The sequence below is a fragment of the Agrobacterium sp. SORGH_AS 787 genome (assembly GCF_030819035.1).
GTDB lineage: Bacteria > Pseudomonadota > Alphaproteobacteria > Rhizobiales > Rhizobiaceae > Agrobacterium > Agrobacterium larrymoorei_B.
Genome location: NZ_JAUTBG010000001.1, coordinates 1,905,536 through 1,926,409 on the forward strand (window position 1 = coordinate 1,905,536; position 20,874 = coordinate 1,926,409).

The 20,874-nt window shown below is 56.9% G+C and carries 16 protein-coding genes; 5 read left to right on the forward strand and 11 right to left on the reverse strand.

Annotation, left to right across the window (positions count from 1 at the left end):
• Positions 1–96 precede the first annotated feature (96 nt).
• Together QE435_RS08395 and QE435_RS08400 are read right to left on the reverse strand one after the other, a co-directional pair.
• The gene (locus QE435_RS08395; protein ID WP_349040938.1) at positions 97–1,287 is read right to left on the reverse strand and encodes an efflux RND transporter periplasmic adaptor subunit; all 1,191 of its coding nucleotides are present in this window, start codon (positions 1,285–1,287) and stop codon (positions 97–99) included.
• 50 nt (positions 1,288–1,337) lie between these two features.
• On the reverse strand, positions 1,338–2,135 hold the full coding sequence (locus QE435_RS08400; RefSeq protein ID WP_349040939.1) for an alpha/beta hydrolase: 798 nt from the start codon (positions 2,133–2,135) through the stop codon (positions 1,338–1,340).
• Positions 2,136–2,272: 137 nt separating this feature from the next.
• Here QE435_RS08400 and QE435_RS08405 point away from each other — a divergent pair, with 137 nt between their 5' ends.
• Both QE435_RS08405 and QE435_RS08410 read left to right on the forward strand, forming a co-directional pair.
• A complete protein-coding gene (locus QE435_RS08405) occupies positions 2,273–3,184 on the forward strand; it encodes a LysR family transcriptional regulator (RefSeq protein ID WP_349040940.1) in 912 nt (303 codons plus the stop codon).
• A 178-nt stretch (positions 3,185–3,362) separates the two neighbouring features.
• Positions 3,363–4,256 carry an NAD(P)-dependent oxidoreductase gene (locus QE435_RS08410; RefSeq protein WP_309770390.1) on the forward strand — a complete coding sequence of 298 codons (894 nt, stop codon included), beginning with the start codon at positions 3,363–3,365 and terminating at the stop codon, positions 4,254–4,256.
• 149 nt (positions 4,257–4,405) lie between these two features.
• Here the strand turns inward: QE435_RS08410 and QE435_RS08415 are convergent, their stop codons facing one another.
• The gene (locus QE435_RS08415) at positions 4,406–5,104 is read right to left on the reverse strand and encodes an anti-sigma factor (protein ID WP_349040941.1); all 699 of its coding nucleotides are present in this window, start codon (positions 5,102–5,104) and stop codon (positions 4,406–4,408) included.
• Entirely contained in the window at positions 5,101–5,646 is a 546-nt protein-coding gene (locus tag QE435_RS08420; protein WP_349041160.1) for a sigma-70 family RNA polymerase sigma factor, read from the reverse strand. The genes QE435_RS08415 and QE435_RS08420 overlap by 4 nt, the downstream gene beginning before the upstream one ends.
• Before the next feature lie 202 nt (positions 5,647–5,848).
• On the opposite strand from QE435_RS08420, the gene QE435_RS08425 reads away from it, so the two are divergent.
• Positions 5,849–6,637: a DUF4394 domain-containing protein gene (locus QE435_RS08425; RefSeq protein ID WP_349040942.1), complete on the forward strand. Its 789-nt coding sequence runs from the start codon at positions 5,849–5,851 to the stop codon at positions 6,635–6,637.
• A 170-nt stretch (positions 6,638–6,807) separates the two neighbouring features.
• Positions 6,808–7,833, forward strand: coding sequence for a hydroxyacid dehydrogenase (locus QE435_RS08430; RefSeq protein WP_349040943.1), 1,026 nt, complete (start codon positions 6,808–6,810; stop codon positions 7,831–7,833).
• A gap of 136 nt (positions 7,834–7,969) precedes the next feature.
• Here QE435_RS08430 and QE435_RS08435 read toward each other — a convergent pair whose 3' ends face one another.
• On the reverse strand, positions 7,970–10,981 hold the full coding sequence (locus QE435_RS08435) for a DEAD/DEAH box helicase (RefSeq protein WP_349040944.1): 3,012 nt from the start codon (positions 10,979–10,981) through the stop codon (positions 7,970–7,972).
• Between the two features lie 448 nt (positions 10,982–11,429).
• Positions 11,430–13,466, reverse strand: coding sequence for an NADH:flavin oxidoreductase (locus QE435_RS08440; RefSeq protein ID WP_349040945.1), 2,037 nt, complete (start codon positions 13,464–13,466; stop codon positions 11,430–11,432).
• 142 nt (positions 13,467–13,608) lie between these two features.
• On the opposite strand from QE435_RS08440, the gene QE435_RS08445 reads away from it, so the two are divergent.
• Complete coding sequence (locus QE435_RS08445) at positions 13,609–14,247, forward strand: TetR/AcrR family transcriptional regulator (protein ID WP_349040946.1); 639 nt, start codon at positions 13,609–13,611, stop codon at positions 14,245–14,247.
• 143 nt (positions 14,248–14,390) lie between these two features.
• On the opposite strand, the gene QE435_RS08450 is transcribed toward QE435_RS08445, so the two are convergent.
• From QE435_RS08450 to QE435_RS08470, 5 genes are all read right to left on the reverse strand, one after another.
• Entirely contained in the window at positions 14,391–16,292 is a 1,902-nt protein-coding gene (locus QE435_RS08450; RefSeq protein ID WP_349040947.1) for a bifunctional diguanylate cyclase/phosphodiesterase, read from the reverse strand.
• Positions 16,289–16,690, reverse strand: a complete 402-nt coding sequence (locus QE435_RS08455) for a molybdopterin-dependent oxidoreductase (protein ID WP_349040948.1) — start codon at positions 16,688–16,690, stop codon at positions 16,289–16,291. The genes QE435_RS08450 and QE435_RS08455 overlap by 4 nt, the downstream gene beginning before the upstream one ends.
• 324 nt (positions 16,691–17,014) lie before the next feature.
• Entirely contained in the window at positions 17,015–17,869 is an 855-nt protein-coding gene (locus QE435_RS08460) for a ferric iron reductase (RefSeq protein WP_349040949.1), read from the reverse strand.
• Between the two features lie 139 nt (positions 17,870–18,008).
• Positions 18,009–20,066 (reverse strand): Fe(3+)-hydroxamate ABC transporter permease FhuB, encoded by a 2,058-nt coding sequence (fhuB, locus tag QE435_RS08465; RefSeq protein WP_349040950.1) that lies wholly within the window; start codon positions 20,064–20,066, stop codon positions 18,009–18,011.
• Positions 19,993–20,859 (reverse strand): ABC transporter substrate-binding protein, encoded by an 867-nt coding sequence (locus QE435_RS08470; RefSeq protein ID WP_349040951.1) that lies wholly within the window; start codon positions 20,857–20,859, stop codon positions 19,993–19,995. The genes fhuB and QE435_RS08470 overlap by 74 nt, the downstream gene beginning before the upstream one ends.
• Positions 20,860–20,874 lie beyond the last annotated feature (15 nt).

Here is a 20,874-nt window from a genome sequence, read left to right on the forward strand (position 1 = left end):
ACGCGAGAGACCGCCCCGGTGGCGTGTCGCCACCGGCAGGAGGATCTCGCTGCCTGGATTGTGAATGAGACGGGCCGAGTAGGCCCGTCGGATCGGTTATTGCGCCGCCGCGACCTTGTCGTCGGTCTGCGGAGCCACGACCGCACCGGGGCGGATGCGCTGCAGACCGTTGACGACGATCTTGTCTCCGACGGAAAGGCCGCTTTCGACGACGCGCATTCCCTCAGCCGATGGGCCGGGTTTGATCTGGCGATAGTTCACCTTGTTGTCTTTATCGACGACGAAGACGAACTTCTTGTCCTGATCGGTGCCGATCGCGCGGTCCGTGATGACGATGCGCTTTTCGGATTTAGGTTCTCCCAACCGAACACGAACGAACTGGCCGGGAATGAGGCGCCCATCCGTGTTGGCGAATACGGCGCGGACACCGATGGTGCCACTTGCGCCATCCACCTGATTGTCGATCAAATGAAGCGTTCCCTTGATCGGCGTGCCCTCATCTGCGAGCGTGCCGACTTCGACCGGGATTTGCTCCAGGGCCTGAAGCGCTCCATTTGAGGTTGGAAGCTGCGACAGTGCCTTGGTGACGATTTCCTCGCTGGCATTGAAGCTTGCATAGATCGGATCGATAGACACGAGCGTCGTGAGAGCAGGGGATGCGGAGCCAGCGGCAACGAGATTGCCAACTGTCACATCAAGCTTGCCGACGCGCCCTGAAATCGGTGCGCGCAGTTCCGTGTAGCTGAGATCGAGCTGTGCGGTGGTCAGTGCTGCACGCGCCGCCCGCAGTTGGGCTTCGGCCTCCGCGACATTGCTCTGGCGTTGATCGAGATCGCTTTGCGAAATGGTGCGGTTGTCTGAAAGTCGCCGGCCCCGTTCCAGTTCGGTTTTGGCCAGACTGACCTTCGCCTCTGCCGAGGCAACCTGTGCTTCCGCGCCAGCGACAATTGCTTGATAGGGGGCCGGATCGATGGTGAAGAGCGGATCGCCAGCTTTTACCAGTGCGCCTTCACGAAAGTGAACCGCTTGGATCTGGCCTGCAACGCGGGAGCGGACCTGAACGCGCTCGACAGCTTCGAGCCTGCCGGAAAATTGCTCCCAGTGCGTGACGTCTCGGCTTTCAACAACCGCAACAGTGACTGGAATCGCAGGCGCCTCCGCTTGCGGAGCCGCAGCGACGGCACCCGTCGTCATGGGAAGATCGAATAGCAGCGGTCCGGCTGCAACAGACATGGCAAGGCCTATGCCGGCACCCGCAAGGGCACGGCGCTTGTTCTTGAGCGTCATGGGATACTCCTTGGCTTCGTGAGGAAGCCGATCAGTGATTGTCTTAAATGCTAGTGCTTGAGGTCTTGAACAAAACCCGAAAATTCATTGCAAACAGCCGGAAGCCATTTGCCACCTTCACCTCGATAAAGCCCTGTCCAGTTGGAGCCAGCAGGGAAAACATGGAGCCGAACCTGTATTCCTGCATCACGCAGGCGCCCGGCGTAATTGACTGTCTCGTCCCGCAAAGGGTCGTCCTCAGCAGTAAAAATGAGAGCCGGTGCCACTCGGTCTAGCCTCGTACACTGGCAGGGCGCCGCATAAGGGTGGGCCACCCCACAGGCCTTTGCCAAATACCGGCTCCAGCCTTCTGCCCAACGCTTCCGCATCCCGATCTTGTCGGCATCCCTGAAAGACGTCGACGCCATCAACGGATCGATCATCGGCGACAGTAAAATCTGCCCTGCCAATTTACCCGGCATCCGATCGCGCGCCTTCAAAGCCAAGCCCGCAGCGACATTGCCGCCTGCCTCTTCGCCGGCCACGAACAGCAGGGACTTCGCGCTGCCATACTGCTTGCGGCTATTGCTGAGACAATCCAGCGCATCGAAAGCCCGATCGATCACAGCCGGAAACTCATTGCAGGAGCCGGTGCTGTAATCTGCCTCAATGACCACCGCTCCACTTTCGGCAAGCGCTTTCGCGACTGGTAGCTCCTCACACTGCGCCCCTTCTGCCAGAAAGGAGCCACCTCTGAGATAAAGGACCAGAGGCGGCGTGCGCACCTTGCCCTCATTGCTGTAGACACGCACGGATAGGGACGTGCACGCTGTGCCGCTCGTCTCCATTTGGTGCCACCGGGTGTCCATCGTCGTTTCCTTTAGAGACTCGTCTATATCTCTTGTAGTGCTTTCTAATATTGATATATTGTTCGGGATAAGTTGCGCAAGCATCCAAATTCGAAAACACTATTCCAAATTCACGGACAATAACGCGAGGTGACAGGATGGATCAGCTGGCTGCGATGCGGGTATTCGCGCGGGTCGTTGAAACAGGGAACTTCACGAAAGCTGCAAATGCCTTGAACATCCCCAAGACGACCGTGACGAACATGGTGCAAGGGCTTGAGGCGCATTTGCGCACGACCTTGCTCAACCGAACGACGCGCCGCGTGATGGTGACCACGGACGGCGCTCTTTATTACGAGCGGGCAACGCAAATTCTGGCAGAGATCGACGAGTTGGATGGTAGCGTTTCAAGCGCCAATGTCCAGCCTTCTGGTCGCCTGCGTGTGGAAATGGCCGGGATGTTCGCTGACGAGATCATCATTCCCAACCTTTGCGATTTCCACCAGCGCTTCCCACAGATCCGGCTCGACATCGGTGTTGGAGATCGTCTGGTCGATTACATCGCCGAAAACGTGGACTGTGCCTTGCGCGTGGGGACCCTGCGCGACCAGTCGCTGATCGCCCGAAAAGTCTCGGAACTCGACTTTCTCACTGTTGCCTCGCCCGCTTACATCGAGCGCTTTGGCATGCCGCAGACGCCGGAAGACCTTGAGGTCGATCATCACTGTGTTGGGTACTTGAACGCCAATGCCGGCCAAGTCATGAGCATGGCCTTCGACAATGGTACCCGTTCAGTTGAAATCAGTCCGCGGTATATCGTGTCCGCGAATGATGCGCGGACCTATCAGCATGCTGTGGTCGCCGGAATGGGGGTCGGGCAACTGGTGCCGTTCTCGATAAGGGATGAGATTAAAGAGGGAAAGCTGGTGCGTGTTTTGCCTGAATGGAAAAGCGAGCCCATGCCGATCTATATTGTCTACCCGCAGACCAGACACGTGACGAACAAGGTTCGTGTCTTTGTGGATTGGGTGGCAAAGCTGCTGAACAGAAGCGCGTTGGGAACGTTGTGATTGCCGTTATAAAGTTTTTTAAGTGACTGGAAGATCACGATTAAGTTTGCTTTCGATTTCCTGCGTTGCGTGGAGGCGGGACTTAATGTCGTATGTATAGCGGGCGCAAACGGTGGCCGCGATCAGATTCGTAATGATCGCCATCGAGAGGCGCGGGAGTTGCAAGAGGAGGCAAGACATGACCAAACGCATCGTTTTCACCGGTGGCACAGGCAAGGCTGGACGCCATGCCGTTCCCAAGCTTCTGGAAAAGGGATACTCCGTCCTCAATATCGATTTGAAGCCCTTGGACTTGCCAGGAGTGAACACGCTGATCGCGGATATCACCGATAGCGGTCAGGTCTTCAATGCACTGACGACGCATAACGGTTTCGAAGGTTTTGAAAACGGTGCTCCGCCTTCGGCGCCCGATGCCGTCGTGCACTTTGCGGCGATCCCTCGCGTGTTGATCGAGCCTGATAACAAGACATTTCAGGCAAATGTCGTCGGCACATACAATGTCATTGAAGCTGCGATGAAGCTCGGCGTTCGCAAAGTCATCATCGCCTCCAGCGAAACGACCTATGGCGTATGCTTTGCCGAAGGAGACAAGGACTTCCATTCTTTCCCTCTGGAAGAGGATTACGATATCGACCCGATGGACAGCTATGGTCTCTCCAAGCTGGTGAACGAGAAGACGGCACGCGCCTTCGCCATGCGATACAAGGCCGATATCTACGCCCTGCGCATCGGCAATGTGATCGAGCCGCATGAGTACAGCAACTTTCCAGCCTTCATTGACGACCCGATGTCTCGCAAACGCAATGCCTGGAGCTACATCGATGCGCGCGATCTTGGTGAGATCGTTCATCTCTGTATCGAAAAAGATGGATTGGGCTTTCAGGTGTTCAACGCGGTCAACGACACCATCACGGCCGATCTGCCGACGGCGGAATTCCTCGCCAAATATGCTCCTAATACGCCTGTAACTCGTGAAATGGGGAGGGACGAAGCGCCGCTGTCCAATCGCAAAGCGCGAGAAGTTCTAGGGTTCAAAGAGGAGCATCCTTGGAAGCGCTATGTGACGAGGTAAGCTAGGTCCGTCTGATCAAGAGCTAAACATGATGGCGGGTTCAACGCGAATTCGCCATTGGCCTCTTCTTCAGTATATGCGGAAGCTTCACCCATCTCGGGTCTGAAACGCCTAAAAACCCATCCGGGGTTCGATTTGGCAGCGAAGTGCTAGCGCGGCATGCGTGCAAATCCCTTTGCCAGGATCGGTCCCGTTGGACGGCCTGTCGGTGAGCCGCCTGCCTGCTCGAGCGTCAGCTCGTAAAGTTGATCGGCGCGTGGTCTTGGAAGCGCTGGCCCTTGCAGGCGCGCCGAGCGCACGCCCTCAAGTAAGCCGAGTGAGACGGGTCCGACATCCTGGGACGGCAAGGTCCAGACCTGGATCGTCTTGTCGCGCGGAACGGCGAAATCGGCCAGCAGCCGGACAGACGCTTCGTCATTGCCGAAATCCTCGACAACGGCCTGAACCTCACCGGCATCGTTGACCAGCACCGCAATGACCAGCGGTTCCACTGTTCTGGTGAGGCTGTAGATTAGTCCAACAGCGAGGATCAGAGAGGCTGCAAGCGAGGTGAGCGCTGCAAACTTCCAGCGCCGTACGCCATTGTCATTTGCCACCGGCAGAGGGGTGGCAGGCTTCTCTTGTTGGGGTAGGGCGGACTCGATGCGCTGCCAAACGTCTTCACTCACCGATTGAGGCGATAGCCCCGTGTCGAGTGGCAGGAACCGATCCCTGCTTGCTGCGATCGCGGCCTGTAGTTCGGGATCACGTTTCATGGAATCCTCGATCTCTTCGGCCTCAACCGCGTCGAGTAACCCGAGCACATATTCGTCAGCGAGATAGGGCACGTCCTTGCGGTCATAGGTCATGCCAGGCACTCCCGCAGCGCCGACAGCCCACGCCGGATCCAGGATTTGGTGGTGCCGAGCGGTACGCGCAGCCGGCCGGCGATCTCGCCATGAGAATAGCCCCCGACATAGGCCATCAGGATGCCTTGGCGCTTGGTGGCGTCAAGCGTACCGAGGCACTCGTATAGGCGCGAATTGCGATCCAGACGATGCCAGGCCGCCATAATCTCATCCGCCTGCTGATCATCGCGAAGCGCTTCAACGTCTTCGACTGAGTGTTCTCGTCTACCGTCGCGCAGCAAGTTGAGCGCTCTGTTGCGGACGATGGCATAGATCCAACCGCGCGCCGACCCATTGTCGGACCGGTATTGATGGGCGTGCGTCCAGATGCGGATAAAGGCCTCTTGCACCACCTCTTCGGCAAGCTCACGACGTCTAACGATACGTTGGGCAACCGCGATAAGCTTGCCAGCTTCCTGATCGAATATTTGCCGCAATGCCAGACGGTCGCCTTTGGCGCAGCCATCGAGGGCCTTTGCGAGGTCAATCGGCATGGAGCCCATCACTGTCAAACCCGTCTCCTCCGATCGGAAAGGTAAACCCGTTGCTTTTCAAGCTATACCCGTGTCGACGGCTGTTAGATGCATCTCTAAAACTTTTTTTTGCCTGCTGCATCCAATCGCATCATCCGAGGTGTCTTCAAGATGAAGGGTTCAAGGCCATGTGGCGAAGCCTTCTTCGAATTCAAACGCACGGGAGAAGATTATGCAGACTATTCGTTTCGCTTTGGCAGCCTCCATATCCGTCATCGCTACTGCGACATCCGCGCTGGCAGCACCGATACTTGGATTGAGCGGCGATAAGACGCTCGTCATGTTCGACACGGAGAAGCCCGCTGTATCGAAGACAATGGACGTAACAGGCGTCGACAAGCTCGTCGGCATCGATTACCGCCCCGGCAACAGGACCGTCATCGGGGTTACGCCTGATCATCGCATTGTCAGCATTAATCTGGAGACGGGTGCTGCAAGCGATATCGCCAAGATGGACAAGATGCTGACCATTACCGACGCGCCAGTAGTGGTCGATTTCAATCCCATGGCCGATCGCCTGCGTTTCATGACAGGAACCACCAACCACCGGGTTCACCCGGACACGGGTGCGGTGACGGTCGACGGTACGCTCGCCTTCGAAGAAGGCGATATGCACAAGGGAGAGACGCCAAACATCGTCGCGGCCGCCTACACAAACTCCATTGGAAAGCCGGAAAAGACGGCGATGTACAATATCGACGCTACCATCGGTGCGTTGATCCAACAAACCAAGCCGAATGATGGGACGCTGAAGGCGATCGGTAAGCTTGGTCTCAAGGATAAGCCGGCGACCTACGCCTTCGATGTTCAGGGCATGGAGGGCGGGAAAAACTCCGCCTACCTCGTGGCAAACAAGATGCTCTACACCGTCAATCTGGAAACCGGCAAAGCGACGGAAGTCGGCGCGATCACCGGCCTGGAGAATGAAGTGAGAGACATCGCCGTTCTGCCGGCGATGTAAGCAAGGAGGGAGCAGACAGCATCATCTGTCTGCTCCCACGCTTCTTATGGGGTAGGGCGTGAAATCGGCACTCATAGTTTTCGACCGGAATCATTGCCGAATTGAGCTTGCCCGTCGAGGGGGTGTTCACGCTAATCTGCTGCTCAAGGCGATTCTCGAGGGAGGAAACGATGAGCCGCAATATCATACTGGTCGATCCATTGCCGAGGACGCTGGACCTGATCATGGAGCCTTCCGTTCGAGCCCGGCTGGAGGCGTTCGGTGAGGTGATCGTATCCGAAGACCGCCAGATGCCTGCCGAAGAGGTGGAGCGCTATCTTCCTGACACGGTTTTGATTTTCGGCCAAACGGATATGCCAAGAGAACGTTTGGATCGGGCGCCGCGATTGAAGGCGATCATAAATGTGGAATCGAATTTTCTCCCGAACATCGATTACCAGGCCTGTGTCGAGCGAGGCATATGGGTCATCACACCGGCCTCGGCTTTCGCGTCACCGGTTGCGGAAGCGTCGCTTGCCATGGCGCTTGACCTAGCGCGCGGCATTACCGCGGCGGATCGCGCGTTCAGGCAGGGAACCGAGCGTTATGGGCTAGATGGTAATGCGGAGACCTTCCGTTTTGCCGGAGCGCCGGTGGGTATCATCGGTTTCGGGGATCTTGGTCGTGAATTGCGAGAGCTTATTCGGCCCTTTAGAAACACGGTCCGCGTGTTCGATCCCTGGCTTCCAAAAGAGATCGTCGAGCGACTTGATTGTCTGCCATCGACGCTCGATGACGTCCTGCGCGAAAGCCAAGTGGTTTTCGTTTTTGCCAGTGTGACCAGCGAAAACGAGGGGTTTCTCGGCAAGAAGGAATTTGCCTCGATGAAGCCGGGCGCGGCATTCTTGCTGATGAGCCGTGCTGCCGTTGTTGACTTTCCGGCGATGATTGAGGCTGCAGCATCGGGCCACATCAGGGTGGCGACGGATGTGTTTCCGGAGGAGCCCGTCGGGCCAGACGATCCTGTGCGTAAAGCACCTGGTGTTCTTCTCTCGGCTCACAGGACGGGCGGCACGCGCGACGCTTTCTATGCGTTGGGTTCTATGGCTGTTGCGGATGCCGAGCTGATCATGAAGGGACTGCCGCCAAGGCTCTGCCGCCGAGCCGATCCGGCAACCGCTAACATGATGAGATCGAAGCCAGTTTCTGTTTCCTGATCAGGAAGTTAACTGCGTAACCTAAACCGTGATATTTCGCGATTGCGACTGATAGCCTGGCGGACGTTGCCCAGCCCAACGTCGACCAAAGAGTGCGGCTAGAGCGTTTCCTTGATAAATGGAAACGCTCTAGCTCTTACTTCACACTCGTTTGCGCTTCCGCCAGGATGTGCTCAAACTGTTTCAATTGCTTGTCTCCGGTCTCGCTCGAAATCTGGAAGATCAGCCTGTCGTCCCGTTGCATTGCTCCAGCCTTTTTCGTGAGATGTGCGAGAACCTTGGCTGGTGTCCTCTGTGTGAAGGTCAATGCGAGCGCCTTTGGTCCAGCCTCGAGCTTCGATATGCCGAGGCGCGCGGCAACGAGCTGAAGGCGGCTTGTTCGCAGCAGGATGAGGACCTCTGAAGGCAATTCACCGAACCGGTCTTCAAACTCTTCTTTGAGATCATCTATCTCCGCGAGGTTCGAAGCGCGGGAGAGCTTGGCGTAAAGATTGAGTCTGGTGGCGGGGTCCGACACATAGCTTGCCGGGATCGTGGCTGCCGCGTCAAGCTGAAGGATCGTCCGTGGCGGGAATGGCGATGGCTTTTTGCCCAGTTTCGCGGCAGCTCCAGCTAAAAGCTTTTGGTATAGTCCAACCCCGATCACCCTCATATGCCCGGCCTGATCATCGCCAGCGATGTCGCCACCGCCACGCAAATCAAGATCGCGAACACTGATTGCCAAGCCGGATCCCAGCCGGTCACTCTCAACAAGGGTCGAAAGCCGCGACATGGCGTCTTCGCCCAGATCTGAACCCTCTTCCAGCAACAGGGTCGCTCTGCCCTGCGCGCCTGAACGACCGACGCGTCCGCGCAGTTGATGAAGTTGAGCAAGCCCGAAACGCTCTGGGTGCCAAATGAACATGGTATTCGCCCGCGGCACGTCGAGCCCATTCTCGATGATGTTGGTGGCGAGCAAGATGTCTCCATCTCCTCCCGCAAAGCCAACTATCGTCTCGTCGATTTTTGCGGCCGGCATCTTACCATGCGCGACTTTGACCGACAGTTCCGGAACGATGCTCTTAAGGATCGCTTCGACGCCTTCAATGTCCTCAATGCGAGGGACGACGACGAAGCTCTGGCCTCCGCGGCGATGCTCGCGCATCAACCCAGTTCGCATGGAGGCGCGGTCGAAAGCAGCGAGTGAGGTGCGCACCGGACGCCTTCGCGAGGGCGGCGTGGTGAGCAGGCTGACCTCCTGAACGCCAACCATCGCCGATTGCAGTGTTCGCGGAATTGGCGTTGCCGACATCATAAGCGTGTGAAGGGAAGGCGCGAGCTTGGCCATAGCGCTCTTCTCTTTCAAGCCGAAACGATGCTCCTCATCCACGATCAACAGCCCCAAGCGCGCGAAACTTACGTCCTTTGCGAAGATGGCCTGGGTTGCAACGACTACACTGATCGTACCGTCAGCGAGTGCCGCCTTCGTTTGCTTGGCTTCCCCGGGCTTCACCAGTCGAGACAGCAGCCCGACCGAAATGCCCGTTCCTTCGAAGCGTTGCACGAAAGTTTGAAAGTGTTGGCGAGCCAAAACGGTCGTGGGCGCGATAACGGCAACCTGTCCGCCGAAGAGGGCTACCGCTGCCGCTGCGCGCAACGCGACTTCAGTTTTTCCGAAGCCGACATCTCCGCACACGAGACGGTTCATGGCTCTTCCGGATGCGAGATCGGCAAGAACGTCATTGATCGCTTTCGATTGATCGCGGGTTTCGGCGAAAGGAAAACGACGGGTAAACGCTGCAAATTGAGAACGGGCAGGTGCAAATGTCTCTGCCGGTGAGGATTGCCTGTGCTTGGCGATTTTTGAAAGGTGACGGGCGGTGGAAAGGATGTCCTCCGCAATCTTCTGTCGCTTTTTGCTCCAAGCTTCGGTGTGGAGGCGATCGAGCGAAATCGCTTCGGGCTCGGAGCCATAGCGCCAGAGCTTGTCAAACTCTTGCATGGGGACGAGGATTGAATCTCCATCGCGATAGTCCAGTCGTGCGGCGTCGCGAGAGATGTTTTCGACCATGATCGTCTCAAGATTCTTGAGAACGCCCACGCCATGGTCTTCATGCACGACCACGTCGCCGATCCGAAGCTCTGGTTCCGCGAGCAGTTGATTGGAGGCGGCATCGGTCATCGCTTCATCGGGTGCAGCAACGACCACTATACCGTCCCTCGTATCGACAAATCCTTCCTGTAGGTTACAGGCGATCTGTATAAGAGTGCCCGGTGCAGCTCTCAATACGTCATCCCATTGAGCGACTGGGCCGTCTGTCGATTCCGTAACTTTCTCCAGTCGCCGATAGAGGGCCTCCGCGCGCTTCCCATTGCCGGCAATGACAACCTTCTTTTGCTCTTGAAGGGCATCCTGCGCGAACTTGGTCACCGACTTACGGTAATCCGCCTCGTATGTCTTGGTCGGCAGTTCGTACCCCGCGTCAACGTTTAGGGTCTCTATCCGTAAACGACCGGTCTGCTCGGCCCATTCGCGGCGGTCGAGATAGAACGATCGACGCGATGGTGCATCCGATGCATTAAAATCAATATGTGCCTGGCGAGCGTCATCAATAATCTCCAGGTAGTGTTCCAGCCTATCATCGATGCCTTGACCCAAGATCAAGGCCGCGTCTCCCAGAAGATCAAACACGCTTGGCATGACGTCATACCGGCGAAAGAGCGACGTCTCGATGATGCCAGTCGATAGGCCGGCGTCTTCTGAGACCTCCTCGCCCTTGATGACCTCAGATGCCGGGCCGATCGCCACCTTTTCCATCGAACTTTCCGTGCGTTGCGACAGGCGGTTGAAGCCGTGCAGTTCGATGACGGTGTCATTCTCGTCCAGGACAATCCGCATTGGCCCTGGAGCGCCCGCGGGATAAATGTCGATGACACCGTCACGGACAACCAATTCGCCCGGATCGTCAGCAACGCCTTCTTCCGTGTATCCCGTGCGTCGGATGAAATCCATAAAGGCGTCGCGGTCGAAAGGCTTTCCGACTTCCAGTTCGAAGACGCTTTCGGCAATCAGGTCTTCCGGGGGGACACGTTGGAACAGCGCTTCCAAGGAGGTCAGTAGCAGCCGACGATCGGATCCTTCCTTCGTCCATATGCGTAACGCGTCCACTCGGCGGCCCATGCAGTGGCGCGAAGGCGGGACGCGATCATATGGCAAGCAATCCCAGGGCGGAAAAACCACATGGTTTATTTCTGGGAATAGAGCGCTTATCGCTTCAGCGATCCGGTCAGCGTCTCCCTCGCTCGCCGCGACGTAGCAGAGCGGGTTTTTGGACTGAGTGATCAATGCCGCTAGTCTGGTTGCAACGAATCCCGGCGGCAGCTTCAATGGCTTTATCGGTTGAGGAATGGGATTGGGTGTGGCGGTTCTTTTCTTTTTTGGTCTAGACGCACTCACATCCATCAGCATTTCTTTCATTAGCAATTTCACCGGCTAGCGAGAACAAAATTCTCGCCCGCCGGTTCCTTGCCAACGTCGTCACTGCGGCGCGTGAGCGACGGCTCTCCAACGAGCCGTCCGGGATGCGTTCATATTCGTTTCGATTGGATTTGATCGATCAGAGATCCTTCGCCAACCGCAAACCGTCGTAGATCGCGGCATGGGTGTTACGGGCTGCCACCGCATCACCAATCCTGAAAAGCTGGAACGTGCCATTTTCGTTTCGCGTTACGGATTGGGCTTCGCCTGCGATCAACTCATCATAGGAGACTTCACCGCCGTTGAGCGAGCGAGGCTTGAGCTCGAAGTAGAGTTCATCGAGAGGCCGCGTTCCGTGGTTGACCACCACTTGGTCGAAGAGCTTGCGCTTGTCGACGCCGCCATAGTCGCTGCCGATATGCGCCAGCAACTGGTTTCCGCTTCGCTCCACTGCAGTCAAAGTATAAGTCACCGTGAACGTGGTTTCGAGCTTCTGCAATGCTCTGACGTAGGGCACGAGATTCATGCCCATGACCTCGGGTGCAAACGCGCGGTCACGTGTCATGATTTCGACCTTCGCACCGGCCTTTGCGGCAATCTCGGCAGCCTGGAGTGCTGCGTGGTCCCCAGCATCGTCATAGATAAGGACGTTCGTCCCGGGTTTGACATCGCCCGAGATGATGTCCCATGACGAAACCACGAGTTCGTTGCCCGCTGCCAGAACCTCGGTATGGGGAAGCCCGCCTGTGGCGATGATCACCACATCTGGCGTTTCAGCTTCCACTGTCTCCACATCCGCCCAGGTGTTGAAGTGAAACTGAACGCCGAGTTTCTCGCACTGGCTCATCCGCCAGTCGATGATGCTGATCATCTCGCGACGGCGTTCGCTTTGAGCCGTCAAACGGATTTGTCCACCGGCATTGTTGGCGGCTTCGAAGACGACCACCGAATGGCCGCGTTCCGCAGACACACGCGCCGCCTCAAGCCCCGCCGGTCCCGCACCGACGATGACGATTTTTCTACGTTGAGGGGCCTTGGGTATGGTGTGAGGTATATCGACTTCTCGCCCTGTCGCGGCATTATGGATGCAGAAGGCCATGCCGCCCTGGTAGATGCGATCAAGACAGTAATTCGCGCCGACACAGGGCCTTATGTCGTCCTCGCGTTTTTCCATAATCTTACGGACGATGTGGGGGTCTGTCATATGGGCGCGCGTCATGCCAACCATATCGACCTTGCCGGACGCAATGGCGTGGCGAGCCGTTGCAACATCGGGAATTTTTGCGGCGTGGAAGGTGGGGAAATTGGTCGCCGATCTGATCTGACCGGCGAAATCGAGATGCGGCGAGTTGGCCATGCCCTGAATCGGAATGACATCCGTCAGACCTGGGTCGGTATCGATATGGCCTCGAATGATATTGAGGTAGTCGATGAGGCCGCTATCTCTGAGGCGTCGCGATATCTCAAGACCCTCTTCCGACCCCGTGCCGTCCGACAGCCGCTCGTCTGCTGTGTAGCGAATGCCCAGAATGAAGTCGTCGCCAACGCGCTTTCTGATGGCGCCAAGCACGTCAAGACAGAAGCGCATGCGGTTGTCGAGCGAGCCGCCATAGGGGCCATCCAGTTCATTGGTACGGGGCGAGGTAAACTGCTCGAGGAGATGGCCGTATGCCTCCAATTCAACGCCATCCATGCCACCTGCCTTCATCCGCTCCGCAGCGTCGGCAAAGTCCTTGATGATACGCTCGATATCCCAATCTTCTATCTTCTTGGGGAAGGCGCGATGCGCCACCTCGCGATGATGCGACGGGGCGACGACCGGCAGCCAGTCGCCCTTGTCCCATCGGGTCCGACGGCCAAGATGGGTGAGTTGGACCATGATCGCCGAACCTTGCTCATGCACGGCATCCGTCATGTCGCGGATCCATGGGACGATCTCGTCCTTGTAGGCGAGCAGGTTGTTGAAAACAGGAGGGCTGTCTCTCGATACGGCCGCTGATCCGGCTGTCATCGTCAGCGCAACACCACCTTTCGCGCGCTCGACCGTGTAGGCGCGATACCGCTCCTTCGGCATGCCGTCTTCAGGATAAGCCGGTTCGTGCGCCGTGACGATGATACGATTTCGAAGCGTCAGGTGCTTGAGTTGAAAAGGCTGGAGGAGGGGATCGTTCGACATCGGCTTTCTCCGCAAGATGGGTTGCGGACAAGCCTAAAAATAATGTACACAAGTGTCAATATAGAGAACATCAAAGTACATTCCACATCTCCATGCCAGTTGCGCGATTGTTGCCGACCCAGCGTTTCGATAGGAAGCAGTCATGACAGAGATTTCAAACGATAGTGGCTGGCGGGGTTCGCAAGAGGTGTGGTTGCAGGCAGCCTATGAGGCCTTGCTGGAAACCGGCGTCGAGTCGGTCAAAATCCTGCCGCTCGGGAAAAAGCTGAACTTGTCCCGCACGAGCTTCTACTGGTTCTTCAAGGACAGAGAAGAGCTTCTGGCAGCGCTTCTCACACGCTGGCGGGAGAAGAATACCGGCAACCTGGTCAAACAATGTGAGGCCTATGCTGAAAGCGTCGTTGAGGCGATGTTCAATGTCTTTGACTGCTGGATCGACACCGAACTTTTCGATCCACGCTTTGAATTTGCCGTGCGGAGCTGGGCCCTGCAGTCCGAGGACATATCGAAGGAGATTGAGGTTGCCGACCGTGCAAGGCTATCTGCGCTTCAGCATATGTTTATGCGGTTCGGCCACACTGAGCTCGATGCGGACGTTCGGGCGCGCACCACCTATCTCGTTCAGATCGGTTACGTCTCGATGCGCACGCAAGAGGATATTGCTTTGCGCATGAAGCGCATTCCGCATTACGTAGAGGTCTATACCGGTATTGCGCCCCAGCGACGCGATCTCGAACGATTTTTCGCTCGCCACGGCGTCAAAGATGTGGACGTGTTATAGATCATGACATTTGCATGCTGCGTGAGGGGAGTGTTGGTCCAGCGTTTGCCGACCGAGATGTTTTGCCGTTACCCACATCGGGCACCAAGTTGACCATTTGCCAGTTTCGTCAGCTAGGCTTCACCCCGGTAGCATTCATCCCTCTATCCGCACTTCTGAAAGACATCGGGTTCCATTTCGAAAGCGATCCTTGATATGGATGCTTCGGCTGTCAGAGGCTTGTCGAACAGATAGCCCTGACCCAAGTGGCATCCCGCGGCTCGCACAATTTCACGATGCTCTTCGGTTTCTATGCCTTCGGCAACGATCGTCAACTTCAGCCGATGGGCAAGATCGCATGTCCCGGCAATGATTGCTGCGGCCTCCTCGCGATGAGATGCGCCGCGCAGGAATGACTGGTCGATCTTTATCTTGTCAAAGGGGAAGCGACGCAGATAGCTGAGTGAGGCGTAGCCGGTGCCAAAGTCGTCAAGGGAAACGCGGCAGCCCATGAGCCGGAGTTCATGGAGCACGGAGAGTGCGCGCTCGTCATTCTCGATCAACGTGCTTTCCGTGATTTCGATTTCCAGTCGTTGCGGAGATATACCGTACTCTTTCAGACATGCGCGCGTCTGGAGCACAAGAGACGGATCCGTCAATTGAGCAGCGGATACGTTGACCGCAATGAATCTGTCGGCAGGGAGCAGGGCCGCATGCTGGCACGCGGCTTCAATGACCCAGGAGCCGATAGGGCCGATCTGACCGCTTTCTTCCGCAATCGGAATGAACTCCGCGGGAGAAATGAGACCGAGTTCACGATGCTGCCAACGCAGGAGCGCCTCGAAGCCTCGCGTCGCACCGGTCGCAAGATCGACGATCGGCTGAAAAAGCAGGAAGAGCTCACCCTTCTCCGTCGCCGTCGCCAAGTCGTTTTGGAGGGATTGTCGGCGCGTGAGTTGTTGGTTCATGTCCGGGTGGAAGGTCATGAACCGATCGCGCCCCGCCTTCTTAGCTTCGTAGAGTGCAATATCGGCATGTCTGAACAGGGTTGAACCGCGATCGGAATTGACAGTGCTTGAGCTGATGCCGAGGCTTACGCTCGAGGGAACCAATCTGCCATCGATCTCGAAGGGCGCGCGAACCTCCTGCAAAATGCGCTTGCTGCATTCAACAGCGCCCTGCTCGGCATCTAAGCCGGTGTAGAGGATCGCGAATTCGTCACCGCCAATGCGTGCTATGACGGTTGCGCCCGCACAAGATGTGCTAAGCCGCTTGGAGAGTTCGACAAGCAATTGATCCCCGGAAGCATGGCCCAACGTGTCGTTGACCATCTTGAAATGGTCGACGTCGAGAATGATCAGTGCTTGCTCGACACTGGGTTTCGCCGAGATCGAAGCGTAGAAGCCGACGCGGTTTGCGATGCCGGTCAAGGAGTCTATTCTCACCACGCGGTCCAACTTGGCGTTCTGACGAAAGACAAAAACCAGCAGAACGGCGCCGAATGCAACGAATGTCATCGTCACGAAGCAGATCGTGGCGAAGATGATGCTGAGTTGGCTTTGATTTTGCTGAATTTCGTCGCCGACATTGGCATGCGAAATCGAACCAAGCCGCAATACTGGCGCAATGAACGGCTGGAGCCGTGAGACACCTTCGCGCATCGCCACCGGCGAATGCGGTTCAGTGACCAGCGGTGCGAGCGCAGATACGACCTTCTTGAGATCTTCCAGCATCGCCTTTTGCTTGGCGTCGCTCGTCAAGGAACTGGAAGCGAGTATCTTCAGGCGGTTGTTTATGATGCTAAGTCGAAATGACACATCGCTGATATCGCCCGATGTCTGGGCTTGTTGAAGAGCAAACTGTAGTCGCAGCAACTCGACAGCAGTTTGGCCGAGATCGAATGTGCGATTGTAACGGGATGCTTCGACAATGTGGCGCTGGTAACTGAAAGCCAGGAAAGAGCTTGCGACCGCGATCAAGGCAAGAACTGCCGTGACCAGCGTCAAGGTGATCTTGAGACGCCGGTAGCGGATTGGGAGGTCAATCGTATCGCCGATTGCTCTCACTGGACGTTGATTTCCGCAATTTGCCAGACAGCTCGGCTGTAATAGGTTTGATGCTGCAATTCGGGGCGGCTGTCGAAGGGGAAAATGAGAAACACCGGCCCCTTATCGCTGACTGGCATAATCGCTCCGTTCTGGCGGGTCGCCAAGAGCGCACCGGCCTTTTTCAGGTCGGATATATCCGCTTCCACTTCATAGTCATTCAAAGCGATGATTTGTAACTTCGTCCCGCTCAACTGCGTCGCGGCGAGGAAATCCTTCAACAACACGCCACTAAACTCGGTGACGCCACTATGCCACGGCGTCGTTGTCGAAAACGTGGTCCTGGGCATCTTGTCCATTGCAGAGAGATCGAGAACGATCGACGTTTGTTTGCCAGACGACAATCCCTGTACCTTCAAGATTGGCTCCGACGATTGAGCATCTCTGCTGCTCACAGAACCTCCAAGCACAAGCCCGGTTAAACAAGCAATGAATAGTCGGCGAGTTGGCATAGGTGGTCCTCAGTTCGATCGCCCAGCCATACCTCAAGTATCGTTGTATTCAATCTTAATCATTTTTAGTGTTATGTTATGTGTAATAATTATTTAATGCCGCATCGGCAAACGTTCGACTTTTAAAGATTGTTATCGAAGTCCTTGGATTTGAAGCGCGAAATACTTCGTGCTGGAGCACAATCACGCCTCATCAAGTGACTGTTGCAGGTCGTTGAACCGAATGATCGATTAACCGAAGCTCAGATTTTGGCGCATGGCAAGCTGGAGTTCTTCGTTTCGGTCTTGAGGCGATTTCAACACGCAGGTGGAACAACAGGTGCCGCCTTCGACCAGATAAAATCGGCAGCAACCGCCGCGTTGGCGGAACGTTTCTCTGATCGCCTTTCCCTGCCGATCACATTGCGTCACGTCGAAGTAATGAAGCTCGCGATTTGCAAGTGGCGAACCCGGCGTTTTTAGAATGCGCATCGCTGCGGCTTTCGCAGCCTCGACTGCATCGAACCGCAGGCCGGCATCCAGAAAGAGTTGGGCAATCGCATCGCCGACGAGCCTCCAAAGAGCAGCGCGCGAAAGCTTTGTTTTCGCGTGAACCCGATCGACGACGAGGCAGAAATGGTTTTCGATCCCGATTCTATAGAGGTCCCCGTCTGCGGGATCGTCTAGTCGGCCGTGCCGGATACCGGCTTCGTCGAAACGCATATGGGCGCGCCGAGATCGATAAATCTTACCGTGATGCAGTTGCTTCTTGGTATAGAAAGATAGCGTGACGGAGGCAGGAGAGAGTTCAGGAACAAGCCCAAAACCGACAAACAGCGGAACAGTTGTCGCGGCGAAGATGTAAGCGTAATCGTTCATCAAAAACGCGCCGGCGGTTTTGAGATCCGTCCTCGCGTAACGCGACTGCTCAAAGGCAAGGAATTCGTCCATAGCCTCGTCATCTGAGAAGAACGTCTGAGCACTGATCCAATCGGTGCCAGCTGGTTCCAACTCCGCACGCATGTCCGGCACATAGGCGGCCTGCGTCTCGAATGCGTGCAGGACGAGGGCTTTCCGCGACAGAGATGTATTTTTAGCTACAGCCATCGTTTGAACCTGATGATGGACCGAGCTAGCGGCCATTTCGAAGCAAGGATGTGAACAAGCACCGATTCGAGATTGAGGCGAGGCGTCTTGTCACGGTCATGACCCAAACGGCCTTCCTCGGAAGTAAAGCGTCCTCTCCTCATGCAACGGTCTCTTTTCGCCCCAGGAGCCAGAGGAGATAGGGCCCTCCAATCAGCGCGGCAAAGAGGCCGACGGGCACTTGGTACGGGTAGATGACGATCCGTGCCAGCCAGTCTGCACATACGAGGATGCCAGCTCCCAGCATGATCGTTGCTGCCAGTTGGTGTAGAGGTGTGCGGAATCCGAGGAGCCTAGAGAGGTGCGGTGCAATAAGTCCCGTCAGGCTCAGAGGGCCGACAAGCAGTGAGGCGACCGCTGTCATCAAGGCAGCGAAGACGGCCAATATAAACCGTGGTCGCAGGATGCCGACGCCGAGGCTTCTCGACAATCCGACGCCAAGTGGCAGGATGGTGAGCCAACGCGTCATAAAAAATAGCGGTGCCGCGAGGACAACCAGGGAAAGAATGGATGACCAGGCTTCGAAAGAACCGGCGCCGCTGGTTGATCCTGCCATCCAGTTGAGCAAAACGTAGCTGCGCATATCTCCTTGCGCCAACATAATGCTGACGATCGCCATGCAAAAGGCACTGACCGCGATGCCCGCGAGCAGCAGTTTTTCTGACGAGAAGCCCGACTTGCCTGCAATCGCCATCACCACCAGGAAGGCGAGGAGTGAGCCGGAGGCGGTGCTGACAAGCATAATGAAGCCCGATGGAATACCGGTCAAAAGGAGGGCGAGCGTCAATCCGGCTCCGCCCCCGCTTGAAACCCCAAGGACCTCCGGGCTTGCGATCGGGTTTCCGGTCACCCGCTGAATGACGAAGCCAGCTGCGCCAAGCATGGCGCCAGCACCACCGGCGGCAAGTATGCGTGGCAGGCGAAACGGTAGAAGCTCGAAAAGCAGTGAACCTGTCGCCACACGCCATCCGTCCAACGTCGGACTGACGGTCAGCGCGAGAGTGAGGACAAGTATCACACCGGCCGCTATCATGCAGAGCATGATGGCGGGTCTCCGAAGAGGTCTAGCGACAGAACTTCCTGTCTGGGTCGCGGTGGAAACGCCGTGAACCCGTGGCAGAAGAACCAGCAGTAGTGGCCCTCCAAGTAGAGCAATAGCGGCACCCGTCGGCGCGAGATCGGAAAAGCTCGGTCCCAGGATTTGCGTCAGGCAGTCGCCGATAAAGAGGATGGCGGCTCCCGCCAAAGGGGCCGCCATGATGAGCTGTCCCGTGGTACGCGCACCACAGATCCTGGCGGTAGCTGGGGCTGCAAGCCCCAGAAAGCCGATAATTCCGACTGCGGCCGTGACGGAGGCGGAGAGCCAGACGCTGAGAACGAGGATGGCGAGCCGGACCCATAACAAGGCGACACCGAGGCTTCGAGCGCTTGCATCGTCCAATGCAAGGACGGTCAGCGGTCTCGTCAGAAGCGCAGTCAGGAGGATTCCCGCGATAAGCCTTGGTGCCAGAGAAAGAACAACGCTCCAATCCTGCTGATTGAGCGCGCCTGCGCCCCATATATTGATCGACAAGGCGTATTCGCCACGTGCCAGGATCAGCGTCACGCTGAGCGAGGCGGTGATAAGGCCGACAATCATTCCTGAAACGGCAACCGTGACCGGATCGAGCCCGCGCCTCCAACTCAGGGCCAACACAATTATTACGGCTAAGAGGCCGCCAGCAAAGGCGGTCAATTCACGCGACACACTTGCCAGCACCGGTGAAAAACTTAAAGCCACGGTCAGCGCAAGTTGAGCGCCGGACGCGATACCGAGCGTGGAAGCATCCGCGATCGGGTTGCGTAACACGCGTTGAAGAAGAGTACCGGCAAGGCCGATCGCTGCACCTGCAATCACAGCGACTGCCGCGCGGGGGAGGAGGCTGTTCCACAACAGGATCTCATCCAGCGGCCCCGCGATTGACGCGTCGCCCGGGACATGAGGGCGAAGTGACAGTAGCGCGACGAATGAGAGGATGCAGGCCAAGCCTAGGGCGAGTGCAGGAAGGATTGAACGTCCTGCGGGCGTTATTGTCAAAGAATTTTCAGCGGCTTCGGACACCTGAAATCCCTTCAGCAAGAAGTTCGGCGAAGCGGCTCGCTGCCGGTAGCGCTCCATAGGGATTGATTGACTTCAGCGTCAGCACGCGGTTCTCACGAACGGCGGGGAGGGCGTTCCAAAATGCGCTCCTAGTCAGTCCTTCAAAAGCGTCTTGGGGATGAGGCGGTATGAGGACGATAGTCGCGTCGGGCATGGACGCGAGCGTCTCAATGCCCATAGGCGCAGTGGCGGAATAGCTTGTCGCGCCATGCCATGCGCTCATCAGCCCTAATCTTTTCAGCACCTCCCCGAACATGCTGTCTGACCCGAAGACCCGATAATGTCGCGCGTCACCGAGATTGATAGGAAGGACAGGCCTTCCATAATCTTTGGTGATCATACGTTTCAGATTATCGAGCCGTGTTGCGACCGCATCGACCATTATGCGGGCCTGAGCAAGTTCCAAGCGCTCACCGATGGCGATCGTTGCTTGTTCGGCAAGAGTATAAGGGTTTTCGCTGGCCACGTAGATCGAATGGCTTTCGACAGGCGCGATACGGCTCATGAGCGGATCGGCCCAGGCGTAAAAATTCGAGTTAAAGATGACGTCTGGACGCGCAAATCGGAGTGCTTCGAAATTGGGTGTGCCGCGCAGGCCGATATCGGCAACACCTTCCGGGAGGTCCGGCTTGACCACGACATCTTTGAACTGGCGGAGTTCCGCCGCTGCGACGACATTCGCGCCTACAGCCAGCAGCGTTTCAAGAAGGGCCCAATCGAGGGTAGCAACCCGAGGCGCCGCTGGTGTCGCTTGTACGCCGCTTGCCGCCGCGAGTACTGCCGCGCCCGAAAGCAGAATTCTTCGGGTCATATGCACGTTCAATGT

Bases quoted from the DNA above. Each gene is read 5' to 3' on its own strand.
- QE435_RS08420 (WP_349041160.1), bottom strand. From the start codon at position 5,646: ATGGGCTCCATGCCGATTGACCTCGCAAAGGCCCTCGATGGCTGCGCC.
- QE435_RS08425 (WP_349040942.1), top strand. From the start codon at position 5,849: ATGCAGACTATTCGTTTCGCTTTGGCAGCCTCCATATCCGTCATCGCT.
- QE435_RS08410 (WP_309770390.1), top strand. From the start codon at position 3,363: ATGACCAAACGCATCGTTTTCACCGGTGGCACAGGCAAGGCTGGACGC.
- QE435_RS08415 (WP_349040941.1), bottom strand. From the start codon at position 5,104: ATGACCTATGACCGCAAGGACGTGCCCTATCTCGCTGACGAATATGTG.
- QE435_RS08430 (WP_349040943.1), top strand. From the start codon at position 6,808: ATGAGCCGCAATATCATACTGGTCGATCCATTGCCGAGGACGCTGGAC.
- QE435_RS08440 (WP_349040945.1), bottom strand. From the start codon at position 13,466: ATGTCGAACGATCCCCTCCTCCAGCCTTTTCAACTCAAGCACCTGACG.
- fhuB (WP_349040950.1), bottom strand. From the start codon at position 20,066: ATGGAGCGCTACCGGCAGCGAGCCGCTTCGCCGAACTTCTTGCTGAAG.
- QE435_RS08405 (WP_349040940.1), top strand. From the start codon at position 2,273: ATGGATCAGCTGGCTGCGATGCGGGTATTCGCGCGGGTCGTTGAAACA.
- QE435_RS08460 (WP_349040949.1), bottom strand. From the start codon at position 17,869: ATGGCTGTAGCTAAAAATACATCTCTGTCGCGGAAAGCCCTCGTCCTG.
- QE435_RS08395 (WP_349040938.1), bottom strand. From the start codon at position 1,287: ATGACGCTCAAGAACAAGCGCCGTGCCCTTGCGGGTGCCGGCATAGGC.
- QE435_RS08445 (WP_349040946.1), top strand. From the start codon at position 13,609: ATGACAGAGATTTCAAACGATAGTGGCTGGCGGGGTTCGCAAGAGGTG.
- QE435_RS08400 (WP_349040939.1), bottom strand. From the start codon at position 2,135: ATGGACACCCGGTGGCACCAAATGGAGACGAGCGGCACAGCGTGCACG.
- QE435_RS08470 (WP_349040951.1), bottom strand. From the start codon at position 20,859: ATGACCCGAAGAATTCTGCTTTCGGGCGCGGCAGTACTCGCGGCGGCA.